Here is a 13401-nt window from a genome sequence, read left to right as displayed (position 1 = left end):
GTTGCTGCTCAGCCCGCCAGGCGGCGGCCGGCGTCCTCGATACGGTCCGCGAGGGAGCCGTTGATGACCTCGTCACCGACCTGCACCCGGATACCGCCGAGGACCTCGGGGTCCACGTCGATGTTCAGGTGGATCTGGTGCCCGTAGAGCTTCGCGAGGGCGGCGCCCAGGCGCTGCTTCTGCGTGTCGCTCAGCGGCACCGCCGAGGTGACGACGGCGACCAGTCGGTTCCGGCGCTCGGCGGCGAGCTTGGACAGGGACTCCAGTCCCGACTCCAGGCTACGTCCCCGGGGCGCGGTCACAAGACGCGTCACCAGACGCTCGGTGGTCGCGTCGGCACGGCCGCCGAGCAGGCTGCGCAGCAGCTCGCCCTTGGCCGACGCCGTCGCGGCGCGGTCGGTCAGCGCGGCGCGCAGCTCGGTGTTCGAAGTGACGATCCGGCCGAAGCGGAACAGTTCGTCCTCGACGTCGTCGAGCGCGTTCGCCTGCTGCGCGGCGGTGAGGTCGGCGAGGTCCGCCAGCTCCTCCAGGGCGTCCACCAGGTCGCGCGACTGCGACCAGCGGGAACGCACCATGCCGGACACCAGATCGGCGGTCTCCCCGCCCACCTGGCCGCCGAAGAGGCGCTGGACCAGTTCGGCCTTGGCCTCGCCGGCCTGCGCCGGGTCGGTGAGGACCCGACGCAGCGACACCTCGCGGTCGAGCAGCGCGGTGACGGCGGCCAGCTCGTTGGCGAGCGTGCCGGCGTTCACGGACGTGTTGTCCGTCAGCGCGTCGAGACGCTCACGTGCCGAAGCTGTAGCCTCGCGGCTCGCTCCGTGCGCCGTCATCGAGCCGCCTCGGCCTTCTCCTCGAGCTCGTCGAGGAAGCGGTCGATGACGCGGGACTGCCGGGCGTGGTCCTCGAGGGACTCACCGACGAGCTTGCCGGCCAGGTCGGTGGCGAGCTTGCCGACGTCCTGACGCAGCGCGGACGCGGCGGCCTTGCGGTCGGCCTCGATCTGGGCGTGACCGGCGGCCACGATCTCCTCACGCTGCCGCTGGCCTTCCGCGCGCATCTCGGCGATGAGCGTGGCGCCCTGCTCCTGCGCCTCCTGGCGCAGACGCGCGGCCTCGTGCCGGGCCTCGTCGAGCTGAGCCTTGTACTGCTCAAGGACGCTCTGAGCCTCGGTCTGGGCGGCCTCGGCCTTCTCGATACCGCCCTCGATGGCCTCGCGACGCTCTTCCAGAACCTTGTTGATGGTCGGGAGGAGCTTCTTCGCGAGGAAGCCGAAGACGATGACGAAGGCGATCAGGCCGATGACAACTTCCGGCCACGGCGGAATGAGGGGGTTTTCCTTGTGCCCCTCTTCAGCCGCCAGGAAAACCAGGGCGGATGTCACATCAGTGCCTTTCGTCGAAAGGGTCGGTCGTCAGGGTTCGTCTTAGTAGACGAACGGCATGACGAGACCGATCAGGGCAAGCGCCTCACAGAAGGCGAAGCCCAGGATCTGGTTGGCGCGGATCAGACCGGCGGCCTCGGGCTGGCGGGCGAGAGCCTGGGTGCCGTTACCGAAGATGATGCCGACGCCGACGCCCGGGCCGATCGCCGCGAGGCCGTAGCCGATGGAGCCGAGGTTGCCGTCGACCGCAGCGAGCATCTGGGACATGCCAGTTCTTCCTTCTCTTTACGTGACCGGTGGGGGTTGGCCACCGGATGTCTCTGGGGGTGTGGCGGGGGCGGTGCTCAGTGGTGCTCGGCGAGCGCGCCCTGGATGAAGGTGCAGGTCAGCAGGACGAAGACATACGCCTGAACCGCCTGGATGAAGAGCTCGAAGGCCGTCATCACGATGACCATCACGAAGGAGACGGCCGAGTAGGCGATGCCGATGCCGTTGAGCATGTACCAGCTGGCGATCGTGAAGAGCAGCAGCAGGGTGTGGCCGGCGAACATGTTCGCGAAGAGTCGCACCGCGTGGGTGAAGGGGCGGACGATCAGGTTCGACGCGAGCTCGATGGTCATGGAGAGCGGGAGGACCGCGCCCAGCGACTTGTCGTAGCCGGAGAAGTTCTTGAAGGCTCCGACCAGACCGTGCCGCTTGAAGGTCAGGGAGACCCACAGGACGTAGACGATCAGGGCGAGGACCATCGGGTAGGCGATGATCGACGTCACCGGGAAGGCGGCGACCGGGATGATCGACCAGAGGTTCATCATCCAGATGAAGAAGAAGAGGGAGACGGCGAGCGGTACGTACTTCTCGCCCTCCTTCTTGCCGATCGTCTCGTAGACGATGCCGCGGCGTACGAAGTCGTAACCGGCCTCGGCGATCATCTGGAGCTTGCCGGGGACGAGCTTCGGCCGGGCGAACGCGGCCCAGAAGAAGCCCACGATGATCAGCGAGCCGAGCAGGGCCAGCAGCATCGGCTTGTTGAAGTAGAGCGCGTTACCGTCTGCGTCGCCCAGCAGGGGCTCGAAGAGGAACGAGTGCAGGCCCGGAGCGACCGTGTCGAAACCACACCCGTCGAACAGGTGACAGCTCGTGTCGAAAGCGAGCGTCTGCGTCGGGTCAGCACTCACCGCGGGCTCCTTCATCGTGGCGCATAGGTACGGCAACCTCGTTGTGTCGGCGCGGCGCGGGGCCGCGATTCGGCACGGGACTGGTGTTACGGATGTGGGGGCGGCTGGGGGGCATCTCGCCTCGCGATTGAGCAGGCGTCAGCTCAGATGCCCGCGCCCGCGATGCCGCAGTTGGCACCGGACGATAGCAGGCTCTCTCATGCACATTTATCCCGGCCCTACCTCTCACGACGAGTGCCCCGATTTTTCGGGCTTGTTGCCCGAATCGGGTTCGACGTAGAGGATCTTGGCCTTCATGTGGGCGCGCGTCTGCGCCGCGATCCACGCGAGGGTGCCGGCGACGAGTGTGATGGCAAAAGCCTTGGGGTGGAACAGCGTTGTGTTCTTGAACGCCGCCAGGAAGACGAACAGCAGCAGGATCTGAGCCGCGTACAGCATCAGGCCCATCGCCTGGAAGAGGTGCGGAAGCGATTTGGCAGTGCGCTGCAGAACGTAGAGACCGATTCCCATGAAGAGGATCACGATCACCGTCGCGACGACCGCCCCGATCGCCCCTTTGCCACCGGCGACCACGCCACTGACGACGGCGGCAACAGCGCCGACGGCGGCCGTGGGCACGGCAGCCTGGGCCAGATTCCGGACGTCGTTGGACGGCATGGCGGCAACTCCGCTTTCAAAGGGGGAAGGGGTGTCGTCATGGACGAGCGTAGTCCCGGACTGAGAGGGGACCTCACACCAATGGACCGTCGCACTACGGTCCGTCGGCTCTACCCGGGGTTCTCGTGAACCGTATCACAAACTATTTGATGAGGTCTTTACCTGGTTGGTGTGCTTGCTGTCACACATGAGAGTGACAGTGCGCGTCTGTGCAAGAATGCGGCCCAGTTGTCTGATATTGGGCCGCTATGCACACCCAACCCACTCCCACGACTTGGCAATGCTCTAGTCAGATTCTTACCTTGCCGCGTCAGCGCGACGACCCGGCTTTACGCCGGTCCAGGAAGCGCGAACGGGCGCCGAGGGCGGTCGCGCCGTTGACACCGGAGACGCCGACGGCGACGGGAGTGCGTTCCTCCTCGTCCTTCGCGGGGACGCTCGGCTGCACCGCCGCAGCCGGTTCCGCAACGTCCGTACGACGACGGCGGTAGCGCGGCGGTACGAAGGCCTGGGCCCACATCGGGGCGCGCGGGGTGAAGCGCGGCAGCAGCAACAGGAGCAGCCCGATCGCGCTGAGGAACACCACACCCAGGACGATCCACATGGACGCCGAGTTCACGGAGTAGGCGAGCGCTCCGAACGCGATCAGCGCCGACCAGAAGTACATGATCAGCACCGCGCGGCTGTGCGAGTGCCCGATCTCCAGGAGCCGGTGGTGCAGATGCCCGCGGTCGGCGGCGAACGGCGACTGGCCGCGCCAGGTGCGGCGCACGATGGCGAGGATCAGGTCGGCGGCCGGGATCGCGATGATCGTCAGCGGCATCAGCAGCGGGATGTAGAGAGGGACCATCTGATGCACCGCGCTGCGCTCGGACCCTCCGAAGAGGTTGTCCGGGTCGACCTGGCCTGTGACCGAGATGGCGCCCGCCGCCAGGACCAGCCCGATGAGCATCGAGCCCGAGTCGCCCATGAAGATCCGCGCCGGGTGCATGTTGTGCGGCAGGAATCCCACGCACATGCCCATCAGGATCGCCGAGAAGAGGGTCGCCGGGGCGGCCGCCTCGATGCCGTACGAGTACCAGATGCGGTAGGCGTACATGAAGAACGCCGCGGCCGCGATGCACACCATGCCGGCCGCGAGGCCGTCGAGGCCGTCGACGAAGTTGACCGCGTTGATGGTGATGACGACCAGCGCGACCGTCAGCAGGGTGCCCTGCCACTGGGTCAACGCGACCGTGCCGACCTTGGGGATGGGCAGCCACAGAATCGTCAGACCCTGCATGACCATGACGCCGGCGGCGATCATCTGGCCGCCCAGTTTGATCAGGGCGTCGATCTCGAACTTGTCGTCCAGGACACCGATCAGCCAGATGAGGGCGGCGCCGGACAGCAGCGCGCGCGGCTCGTTGGAGTTGTCGAAGACCTCACCGAGGTTGGTGAGGTGGTCGGCGACCAGCAGCCCCGCGCACAGACCGAAGAACATGGCGATACCGCCGAGCCGCGGAGTCGGTTCCCGGTGCACGTCACGGGCCCTGATCTCCGGCATCGCTCCGGCCACGATCGCGAACTTCCGCACCGGCCCTGTCAGCAGATACGTCACCGCGGCCGTGATGCAGAGCGTCAGCAGGTATTCACGCACGGGCTTCCCCACAGGTCTCGCTGGCCATCTCAGCCCCACACCCTAGCGATGCACGCATACGGATGGAGACTTCCGGGTAGCGACGATGGTTGCACGTGTGGCTGTGCACTCAGGTTGCACCCAGGTGTACGCAGGGCCGCCTACCCCCGCTCAGCCGTGATACGGCGGAAATCCGCCGACCAGCTCCCGCACTTCTTCACGAACCTTCACGGCGTCGCTCTCCCCTCTGAGCACCCCCGCGAGCAGTACGGCGATCCGCGCCATCTCGGCCTCGCCCATCCCCTGCGTGGTCACGGCCGCCGTACCGAGCCGCAGGCCCCGGGCGTCCGCGTGCGGCAGCGCACAGCAGTCCAGCACCATCCCCGCCGCCGCGAGCCGCCCACGCGCGGTGCGCCCTTCGACGCCGAGCGGGGCGGGGTCGGCGGTGACCAGATGGGTGTCGGTGCCGCCCGTGGTGACGACGAACCCCTCGGCGGCCAGCCCCGCCGCGAGAACCCTCGCATTGGCGACCACCTGATGGGCGTACGCCGTGAACGCCGGTGTTGCCGCCTCGCCGAACGCGACGGCCTTGGCGGCGATGGTGTGCATCTGCGCGCCGCCCTGCGTGAACGGGAACACCGCCCGGTCGACCCGCTCGGCGAGCTCGCCACCGCACAGGATCATCCCGCCGCGGGGCCCCCGCAGCACCTTGTGGGTGGTGGCGCACACGACATCGGCGTACGGCACCGGACTGGGCGCCGCTCCCCCGGCGACGAGCCCGATCGGGTGAGCGGCGTCGGCGATGAGATAGGCGCCGACCTCGTCGGCGACCTCCCGGAAGAAGGCGTAGTCGATGTGGCGGGGATAGGCGATGGACCCGCACACGATCGCCTTGGGCCGGTGGTTACGGGCGAGCGTGCGCACCTGCTCGTGATCGATGAGCCCGGACTCGGCATCGACGCCGTAGGGCACGAAGTCGAACCAGCGGCCGGAGAAGTTGGCGGGCGACCCGTGCGTGAGATGCCCGCCGTAGGGCAGCCCGAGAGCGAGGACGGTGTCCCCCGGCCGCAGCAGCGCGGCGTACGCGGCCAGCACGGCGGAGGACCCGGAGTGGGCCTGCACATTGGCGTGCTCGGCCCCGAACAGCGCCTTGGCCCGGTCGACGGCGATCCGCTCGGCGACATCGACGATCTCGCACCCGCCGTGATGCCGTGCGCCCGGATACCCCTCGGCGTACTTGTTGGCGAGCGGCGACCCGAGGGCCGCCAGCACGGCAGGCGAGGAGAAGTTCTCGGCGGCGATCAGCTGCAACGACGTCGACTGCCGCTCCAGCTCCCCGAGCAGGATCCCGGCCAGCTCTGGGTCCTGCCGCCGCAGGACGTCAGCGGTCTCGGGCGCATGGGTGACCGACATGATGGACTCCGGGGCGTCGACGATGACGTACGTCCAATGTAGGCCGGGGCCGACAGCCGCGCCCGGTGTTGCCACCGCCGTGGGCTTGTCGTCGGCGTTCCGCGGAGTTACGTCCGGGCAGGCACGCCCGTCAGCGCCGTCACCACCGGGTCCACCGCCTGGTGTATCTCGTCGCCGATCGACCGGAAGAACGTCAGCGGGGCGCCGTACGGGTCGTACACCTCGTCCGCCTCCGCCGTCGGGGCCAGGAGCCACCCGCGTAGAGCCGCCGCCGCGCGGACCAGGGCGCGGGCGCGGACCACCACGCCGTCCTCCAGGGGTGGCAGCGTTGTCGGGTCTATCGCGCGGACCAGGCGGGTGAACTCCTTCAGCGTGAAGGTGCGCAGGCCCGCCGAGTGGCCCATCGAGATGACCTGCTGGCGGTGGTCGCGGGTGGCCGTCAGGACCAGGTCGGCCATGATGACGTGCTCGTCGAGGAGCTCACGGCCCACGAAGCCGGAGGCGTCCGCGCCGAAGTCGGCCAGCACGGTCTCCGCGTTGGCCTCCATGGGCGCGCCCTCGTGGCCCCAGGTGCCCGCGCTCTCCACGATCAGCCCGCCGCCGAGGACGCCGAGCCGCTGGTGCACGTAATGGCGGGTGAGCCGCTCGGTGATGGGTGAGCGGCATACGTTGCCGGTGCTGACGTGGAGGATGCGGAAGCTGTCGCGCGGAAGCCCCACGAACGTCGTCGTGATCTCCGCCAGGCTTTCCCGGTGGCCTATGCCACGCCCCGCTTCAGGGGCTGTCAATTGGCCACCTCGAGGTCTGGTACGACCTTCCGCAGCTCCTCCGCGGAGATCGCGCCCGCGCGAAGGAGCATGGGGACCTCACGGGTGACGTCGACGATCGACGACGGGACGTTGCCGGGGGTCGGGCCGCCGTCCAGGTAGACCGAGACCGAGTCGCCGAGCATCTCCTGCGCGGCGTCACAGTCCTCCGGCGCCGGGTGACCCGTGAGGTTCGCGGACGACACCGCCATCGGGCCGACATCCGTCAGGAGCTCGATCGCCACCGGGTGCAGCGGCATGCGGACGGCGACCGTGCCCCGGGTGTCACCGAGGTCCCACTGGAGGGACGGCTGGTGCTTGGCGACGAGCGTGAGCGCGCCCGGCCAGAACGCGTCGACCAGCTCCCACGCCAGCTCGGAGAAGTCCGTGACGAGGCCGTGGAGCGTGTTCGGGGAGCCGATCAGGACGGGCGTGGGCATGTTGCGGCCCCGGCCCTTGGCCTCCAGCAGGTCGTGGACCGCCTCCGAGGAGAACGCGTCGGCGCCGATGCCGTACACCGTGTCCGTCGGGAGGACCACCAGCTCGCCACGGCGGACGGCGGACGCGGCTTCGCGCAGACCGGTGGAGCGGTCGGTCGCGTCGTTGGTGTCGTATCGCCGTGCCATTTAGCGGGCCTCCTCGTACACGTACATCTCAAAGGGCTTCGGGGTGGTCACGGCAGCGCCTTGCGGGCGGTCGCGAACCGGGGGCGGTTGTTGAGGTCGGGGTGGTCGGCCGCGTCGGCCCAGCCCCGTTCCTCGGTGAAGATCCACGGCACCTGCCCGCCCTGGGTGTCGGCGTGCTCGATGACGACGACACCACCCGGGCGCAGGAGCCGGTGTGCGGTCCGTTCCAGGCCGCGGATGAGGTCGAGGCCGTCCTCCCCTGAGAACAGGGCGAGTTCGGGATCGTAGTCCCGCGCCTCGGGGGCGACGTACTCCCATTCGGTCAGCGGGATGTACGGCGGGTTGGAGATGACCAGGTCGACCTGGCCGTCGAGGTCCGGGAAGGCGTCCAGGGCGTTGCCCTGACGCAGGTCGACCCTGGACCCCTCCATGTTCTTGCGCGTCCACTGGAGGGCATCCTCGGACAGCTCCACGGCGTGCACACGGGAGCGCGGGACCTCCTGGGCGAGGGCGAGCGCGATGGCGCCGGAGCCGGTGCACAGATCGACGATGCACGGTTCCACGACGTCCATGGCCCGTACGGCGTCTATCGCCCACCCGACCACGGACTCGGTCTCCGGGCGGGGCACGAACACACCGGGTCCCACCTGGAGTTCGAGATACCGGAAGTAGGCGAGCCCGGTGATGTGCTGCAGCGGCTCGCGCTGCTCACGGCGGGCGATGACCTCCCAGTACCGGGCGTCGAAGTCCGCGTCCTTCACGGAGTGCAGCGCGCCCCTCTTCACCCCGTGCACGAACGCGGCGAGCTCCTCCGCGTCGTTGCGCGGCGAGGGCACGCCGGCGTCGGCCAGCCGCTGGGTGGCCTGGGCCACCTCTGCGAGCAGCAGGTTCACGCAAGTCCTCCGTGTCGTACTCGGTCGTGCGTATGTGCCTTTAGGCAGCTGCCAGCTTCGCCGCCGAGTCCGCGTCGACGCAGGCCTGGATCACCGCGTCGAGGTCGCCGTCCAGGACCTGGTCCAGGTTGTACGCCTTGAAGCCGACGCGGTGGTCGGAGATGCGGTTCTCCGGGAAGTTGTACGTGCGGATCTTCTCGGAGCGGTCGACGGTGCGGACCTGGCTGCGGCGGGCGTCGGCGGCCTCCCGCTCAGCCTCCTCCTGCGCCGCCGCGAGCAGCCTGGAGCGCAGGATACGCAAGGCCTGCTCCTTGTTCTGCAGCTGGCTCTTCTCGTTCTGGCAGGAGGCGACGACTCCGGTGGGAATGTGCGTGATGCGCACGGCGGAGTCGGTCGTGTTGACGGACTGGCCGCCGGGGCCCGAGGAGCGGTACACGTCGATGCGGAGGTCGTTGGGGTTGATCTCGACGTCGACCTCTTCGGCCTCCGGGGTGACCAGCACACCGGCGGCACTCGTGTGGATACGGCCCTGGGACTCGGTCGCCGGCACACGCTGCACGCGGTGCACACCGCCCTCGTACTTCAGCCGGGCCCACACGCCCTGCCCAGGCTCGGTGGCGCCCTGGCCGCCCTTGGTCTTCACAGCGACCTGGACGTCCTTGTAGCCGCCCAGCTCGGACTCGGTGGCGTCGATGATCTCGGTCTTCCAGCCGACGCGCTCGGCGTACCGCAGATACATGCGCAGGAGGTCGCCGGCGAACAGGGCCGACTCGTCGCCGCCCGCGCCCGCCTTGATCTCCAGGATCACGTCCTTGTCGTCGCTGGGGTCCCGCGGGACGAGCAGCAGACGCAGCTTCTCGGTCAGCGCCTCGCGCTGCTCGGCGAGCTCCTTGACCTCGGCCGCGAAGTCGGGGTCGTCGGCGGCGAGTTCCTTCGCCGTGTCGATGTCGTCGCCGGTCTGCTTCCAGGAGCGGTACGTGGCGACGATCGGGGTGAGCTCGGCGTAGCGCTTGTTCAGCTTGCGCGCGTTGGCCTGGTCGGCGAAGACCGACGGGTCGGCGAGCTTCTTCTCCAGGTCGGCGTGCTCACCGACGAGTTCCTCGACGGCCTCGAACATCTCTGGGCTCCTGTACTGCGTGGGAAGGGGAAAGGCGGGCGACCAAAAACGCCGGTCCCGGCGCGCCCTGGAAGGGGGCGCTGCCGTGGACCGGCGAATTGGAGCTCGCTACTTCTTGGCAGCAGCCTTGCCGAAGCGGGCCTCGAAGCGGGCCACACGGCCACCGGTGTCGAGGATCTTCTGCTTGCCCGTGTAGAACGGGTGGCACTCGGAGCAGACCTCGGCACGGATGGTGCCGCTGGAGATCGTGCTACGGGTGGTGAACGACGCGCCACAGGTGCAGCTGACCTGCGTCTCGACGTACTCGGGGTGGATGTCGCGCTTCAAGGTGTCTCCTAGTTTCGGGAGGGCACCGGGTCGCCTTCCGCGGGCTGCGGGGGCGTGAACCGGGGCCGACGTACCAGTCTGCCAGGACTGGCCGCATCCCCCAAAACGGGGGGTGTCCGTGATCTATTCCCGGCGGGTCCGGAACGGCTCTAGGAGGCGCTCACGACGCCGTCGGCCTGGCCGGTGGCCGTGCCTTCGGTGGCGCTCTTCGGGATCGCCCGGTCGTTCTCCAGGGCCTTCCAGACCACCTTCGCCTTGGCCTCGTCCACCAGCACCCGGTTGCCGTCCTGCGGGTCGTACTGGACCGGCATCGTCACCATGGTCATGTTCTTGGAGCTGATGCCCTTGAGGCCATTGGCGAAGGACATGAGCTTGTTGACCGAGCCGAGGTCGGAGTCGGTCGTCACGGCCTTGGTGGCGGTGTCGGCGAGGTCGTACAGCTTCTTCGGGTTGCCGAAGACGTCGACGTGCTTGATCTGGTCGATCAGCGCCTTGATGAACGCCTGCTGGAGCTGGATGCGTCCGAGGTCGGAGCCGTCGCCGACGCCGTGCCGGGTCCGGACGAGGCCGAGGGCCTGCTTGCCGGTGAGGGTGTGGGTGCCGGCCTTGAGATCGAGATGGCTCTCGGAGTCGGTGATGTTCTGCGTGGTGGTGACCTCGACGCCGCCCAGCTCGTCGATGAGCTTCTGGAAGCCGGAGAAGTCGACCTCCAGATAGTGGTCCATGCGGATGCCGGAGAGCGACTCGACGGTCTTCACCGCACAGGCGGCGCCGCCGGTGGAGTACGCGGAGTTGAACATCACACCGCTCGCGGCGTCGTGGACCGTGCCGTCGGAGTCGGTGCACTCGGGGCGGTCGACGAGGGTGTCGCGGGGTATGGAGACCACGCTGGCCTTCTTGTGGCCCTCGTAGACGTGCACGATCATCGCCGTGTCGGACCGGGCGCTGCCGTCGTCGGCGCCGCCGCCGAGCTTCTTGTTGGAGCCGGAGCGGGTGTCGGAGCCGAGGACGAGGATGTTCTCGGAGCCGTTGTCGACCTTGGTGGGCCGGTCGGTGCCGAGGGCCTGGTCGATGTCGACGCTCTTGATGTTGCCGTTGAGCTTGAAGTACAGATAGCCGGCTCCGGTACCGCCCAGCACGACGATGCCCGCGGCGGTCCAGGCCATGATCATCAGGCCCTTGCGCTTGCCGCGGGTCTTGCGGCGGCGGCCCTTGGCGCGGTGGCGCGGGCCCGTGGTGCCGGACTCCTCGGGTATGCCGGGAACCGGCGTGCTCTCGGCGGACATGTGCTCCTCGTTCTCGTCCGGTCGGTTACCCCCTGCTTTCAGGGTCAGACGTGGTCGTTACGACCCGGACCTCACCATGGTCGCTCCGTCCGGTCAGACGGGGAAACCGGAGAAAGGGTTGCACAACGCACTGTGCCCACCCTGTGGAAGGGTGGGCACAGTGCGTAGTCGTTGAACGCGGTCGTACCGCCCTCACCTGCTATTTCATCCGAAGATGTCGTACTGCTTGAAATCGGTACCAACCGAGATCCTTGTGGCAAAGATCTCGCTCGTGGCCTTGCCGGTGCCCTTGTACAGGTACAGGGTGCCGCCGGGCGTACGGGCCAGGAAGTCGGCCTTGCCGTCACCGGTGATGTCACCGATGGCGTCGAAGGCGTTGTACGTGGTGTTGCTCCAGGTGCGGACCTTCACACGGGCCGAGAAGGGGCTGGAGGCGTTGCCGGTTCCCTTGTACAGGTAGAGCGCGCCGGTGCTCTTGTTGCGGGCGAGCAGGTCGGCCTTGCCGTCACCGTTGAAGTCGCCCTTGCCGCGCACCATGTTGTAGCTGTTCCAGCCGCTGCCGGTGCCGATCTGCTTGCGGGTCGAGAAGGTGCCGTCGCCGTTGCTCGGGTAGAGCCATGCCTTGCCCGCGGAGTCCACGGAGACCAGGTCGGGCTTGTAGTCGCCGGTCAGGTCACCCGGGGCGATGATGCGCGTGCGGGTCTTCCAGTTGTCGAAGATCTTCTTCCTGGAGAACTCGCCCGTCGACCACACGTAGCGGTCCCAGTAGACGGCGCCGGTGGAGCTGTTGCGGTAGATGAGGTCCTGGACGCTGTCCCGGTTCAGGTCGGTCTGGAGGACGACGTTGTAGGCGCCCCAGTAGCCGAGGTCCTGCCGGGCGCCGAAGGAGGTGCCCTTGGAGTCCTTCTCGTAGCCGGTCTTCGTGGACGCGTTGCGCACGAAGAGGTCGGCCTTGTTGTCCGTGTAGCTCATGTTGGCGTCGTCGACCTGGGCGTAAGCGGCGCCGAGGTAGGTGCTGACCTTCGAGAAGACGCTGTACGCGCCCTTCTCGACGCAGTTCACGACACCCCAGGAGACGACACCGACGATGCGGCCGCCGACGACCAGCGGGCCACCGGAGTCACCGTTGCAGGCGGACGTCGTGCCCGCGTCGCTGCCGCTGGCGGGGTTGCCGGCGCAGACCATGTGGCCCTTGATGAAGTCGGCCCCGTAGTAGCCGGCGCAGGTGGCGTCCGACTGGATCGGCAGGGTGGCCGTCTTCAGGGTGTCGGAGACGTCCTCGGTGGTGGAGCTGGTGCGGCCCCAGCCGTAGACCTTCGCGCTGGTCCCGGCCTTGTACGAGGTGGTGTCGGTGGACGTCGTCATACGGATCGGCGTCGCCTTGACCGGCTCGTTCAGGGTGAGGACGGCGATGTCGTTGTCGATGGTCCGCGCGCTGTACGAGGGGTGGCTCCACTGGCGCACCGCGCCCCTGAGCGTGCCGTTCGTGTTGCCGTTCGCGTCCGGCATCGTCGTGGTGCCGGTGACGATCGTGCCGTACTTGGCCCAGTTGTAGCCCTTGACGCAGTGCGCGGCGGTGAGGATCTTCGTCGGCGAGACGACGGCGCCGCCGCAGAAGAAGCGCTCGTCGTTGGCCACGTCCTGGTAGAAGAGCTGGGCCATCCAGGGTGCCGAGGAGATGGTTGTGGTGGTACCACCGATGATCTTCGGGTCGACGGTGCCGCTGCTGGTGCTGGAACTCAGCGACGACTTCTCGGTCGTCTGTCCCGCGATGTCACCACCGGCCAGGCCCCCCACGACCCTGGCCTGAAGCTCGGCCTGCGACACCGTGCTGAGAACGGGCGTCTTGAGCTCCGGCTCGGCAGCGGTGGCCGCCCCGGCCGAGGCGTTCAAGAGCGCCGCGGCAACGGCGGCGGCGACACCGGCCGCGGCGACCGGCAGCCCGATCCGCATCCGGCGTCTGTGGCGGCCTCCGGACATGGGTGTACCCACGCAAGTCCCCCCTCGGGATCTGAAGTTCAGCGGTCGAAAAAGTGACCGAAGAGCGCGATCGTACACCGGTCGTACACAGCAGAAAGGGCCACCCCCGTCACAGGGGTGGC

14 protein-coding genes are annotated in these 13401 nt (G+C 68.2%); all 14 read right to left on the bottom strand.

Annotated elements, in window-relative coordinates; translation table 11 throughout:
* Positions 1-8: 8 nt before the first annotated feature.
* Positions 9-830: a F0F1 ATP synthase subunit delta gene (locus PH203_RS23780; RefSeq protein ID WP_289922512.1), complete on the bottom strand. Its 822-nt coding sequence runs from the start codon at positions 828-830 to the stop codon at positions 9-11.
* Entirely contained in the window at positions 827-1381 is a 555-nt protein-coding gene (locus PH203_RS23775; RefSeq protein WP_289922511.1) for a F0F1 ATP synthase subunit B, read from the bottom strand. The genes PH203_RS23780 and PH203_RS23775 overlap by 4 nt, the downstream gene beginning before the upstream one ends.
* Positions 1382-1423: 42 nt before the next feature.
* The gene (gene atpE, locus PH203_RS23770) at positions 1424-1648 is read right to left on the bottom strand and encodes an ATP synthase F0 subunit C (protein WP_030860414.1); all 225 of its coding nucleotides are present in this window, start codon (positions 1646-1648) and stop codon (positions 1424-1426) included.
* Between the two features lie 77 nt (positions 1649-1725).
* On the bottom strand, positions 1726-2571 hold the full coding sequence (gene atpB / locus PH203_RS23765) for a F0F1 ATP synthase subunit A (RefSeq protein ID WP_289922509.1): 846 nt from the start codon (positions 2569-2571) through the stop codon (positions 1726-1728).
* Positions 2572-2781: 210 nt separating this feature from the next.
* Entirely contained in the window at positions 2782-3213 is a 432-nt protein-coding gene (locus PH203_RS23760; RefSeq protein WP_289922508.1) for a hypothetical protein, read from the bottom strand.
* A gap of 310 nt (positions 3214-3523) precedes the next feature.
* Positions 3524-4852 carry an MraY family glycosyltransferase gene (locus tag PH203_RS23755; protein WP_289922507.1) on the bottom strand — a complete coding sequence of 443 codons (1329 nt, stop codon included), beginning with the start codon at positions 4850-4852 and terminating at the stop codon, positions 3524-3526.
* 150 nt (positions 4853-5002) lie between these two features.
* Positions 5003-6244, bottom strand: a complete 1242-nt coding sequence (gene glyA / locus PH203_RS23750) for a serine hydroxymethyltransferase (protein WP_289922506.1) — start codon at positions 6242-6244, stop codon at positions 5003-5005.
* 107 nt (positions 6245-6351) lie between these two features.
* Entirely contained in the window at positions 6352-7032 is a 681-nt protein-coding gene (locus PH203_RS23745) for a protein-tyrosine-phosphatase (protein WP_289922505.1), read from the bottom strand.
* Positions 7029-7676 carry an L-threonylcarbamoyladenylate synthase gene (locus PH203_RS23740; RefSeq protein ID WP_289922504.1) on the bottom strand — a complete coding sequence of 216 codons (648 nt, stop codon included), beginning with the start codon at positions 7674-7676 and terminating at the stop codon, positions 7029-7031. Before PH203_RS23740 ends, PH203_RS23745 begins: the two co-directional genes overlap by 4 nt.
* A gap of 47 nt (positions 7677-7723) precedes the next feature.
* The gene (gene prmC, locus PH203_RS23735; RefSeq protein WP_289922503.1) at positions 7724-8569 is read right to left on the bottom strand and encodes a peptide chain release factor N(5)-glutamine methyltransferase; all 846 of its coding nucleotides are present in this window, start codon (positions 8567-8569) and stop codon (positions 7724-7726) included.
* A gap of 40 nt (positions 8570-8609) precedes the next feature.
* Positions 8610-9686 carry a peptide chain release factor 1 gene (prfA, locus tag PH203_RS23730; RefSeq protein WP_289922502.1) on the bottom strand — a complete coding sequence of 359 codons (1077 nt, stop codon included), beginning with the start codon at positions 9684-9686 and terminating at the stop codon, positions 8610-8612.
* Between the two features lie 108 nt (positions 9687-9794).
* Positions 9795-10013, bottom strand: coding sequence for a 50S ribosomal protein L31 (rpmE, locus tag PH203_RS23725; RefSeq protein WP_007384712.1), 219 nt, complete (start codon positions 10011-10013; stop codon positions 9795-9797).
* Positions 10014-10162: 149 nt separating this feature from the next.
* Entirely contained in the window at positions 10163-11299 is a 1137-nt protein-coding gene (locus PH203_RS23720) for an LCP family protein (RefSeq protein ID WP_289922501.1), read from the bottom strand.
* Between the two features lie 204 nt (positions 11300-11503).
* Positions 11504-13252 carry a trypsin-like serine protease gene (locus PH203_RS23715; protein ID WP_289922500.1) on the bottom strand — a complete coding sequence of 583 codons (1749 nt, stop codon included), beginning with the start codon at positions 13250-13252 and terminating at the stop codon, positions 11504-11506.
* Positions 13253-13401 lie beyond the last annotated feature (149 nt).

It is taken from the genome of Streptomyces sp. S.PB5 (assembly GCF_030403745.1).
GTDB lineage: Bacteria > Actinomycetota > Actinomycetes > Streptomycetales > Streptomycetaceae > Streptomyces.
Note: the sequence above shows the minus strand (reverse complement) of the source record. Positions and strands in the feature narration are given on the sequence as shown.

What these genes read in the sequence shown, in the direction of transcription:
- PH203_RS23780 (WP_289922512.1), bottom strand. Translation starts at nt 830, where the DNA reads ATGACGGCGCACGGAGCGAGCCGCGAGGCTACAGCTTCGGCACGTGAG.
- atpE (WP_030860414.1), bottom strand. Translation starts at nt 1,648, where the DNA reads ATGTCCCAGATGCTCGCTGCGGTCGACGGCAACCTCGGCTCCATCGGC.
- atpB (WP_289922509.1), bottom strand. Translation starts at nt 2,571, where the DNA reads ATGAAGGAGCCCGCGGTGAGTGCTGACCCGACGCAGACGCTCGCTTTC.
- PH203_RS23760 (WP_289922508.1), bottom strand. Translation starts at nt 3,213, where the DNA reads ATGCCGTCCAACGACGTCCGGAATCTGGCCCAGGCTGCCGTGCCCACG.
- glyA (WP_289922506.1), bottom strand. Translation starts at nt 6,244, where the DNA reads ATGTCGGTCACCCATGCGCCCGAGACCGCTGACGTCCTGCGGCGGCAG.
- PH203_RS23740 (WP_289922504.1), bottom strand. Translation starts at nt 7,676, where the DNA reads ATGGCACGGCGATACGACACCAACGACGCGACCGACCGCTCCACCGGT.
- prfA (WP_289922502.1), bottom strand. Translation starts at nt 9,686, where the DNA reads ATGTTCGAGGCCGTCGAGGAACTCGTCGGTGAGCACGCCGACCTGGAG.
- PH203_RS23720 (WP_289922501.1), bottom strand. Translation starts at nt 11,299, where the DNA reads ATGTCCGCCGAGAGCACGCCGGTTCCCGGCATACCCGAGGAGTCCGGC.
- PH203_RS23715 (WP_289922500.1), bottom strand. Translation starts at nt 13,252, where the DNA reads ATGCGGATCGGGCTGCCGGTCGCCGCGGCCGGTGTCGCCGCCGCCGTT.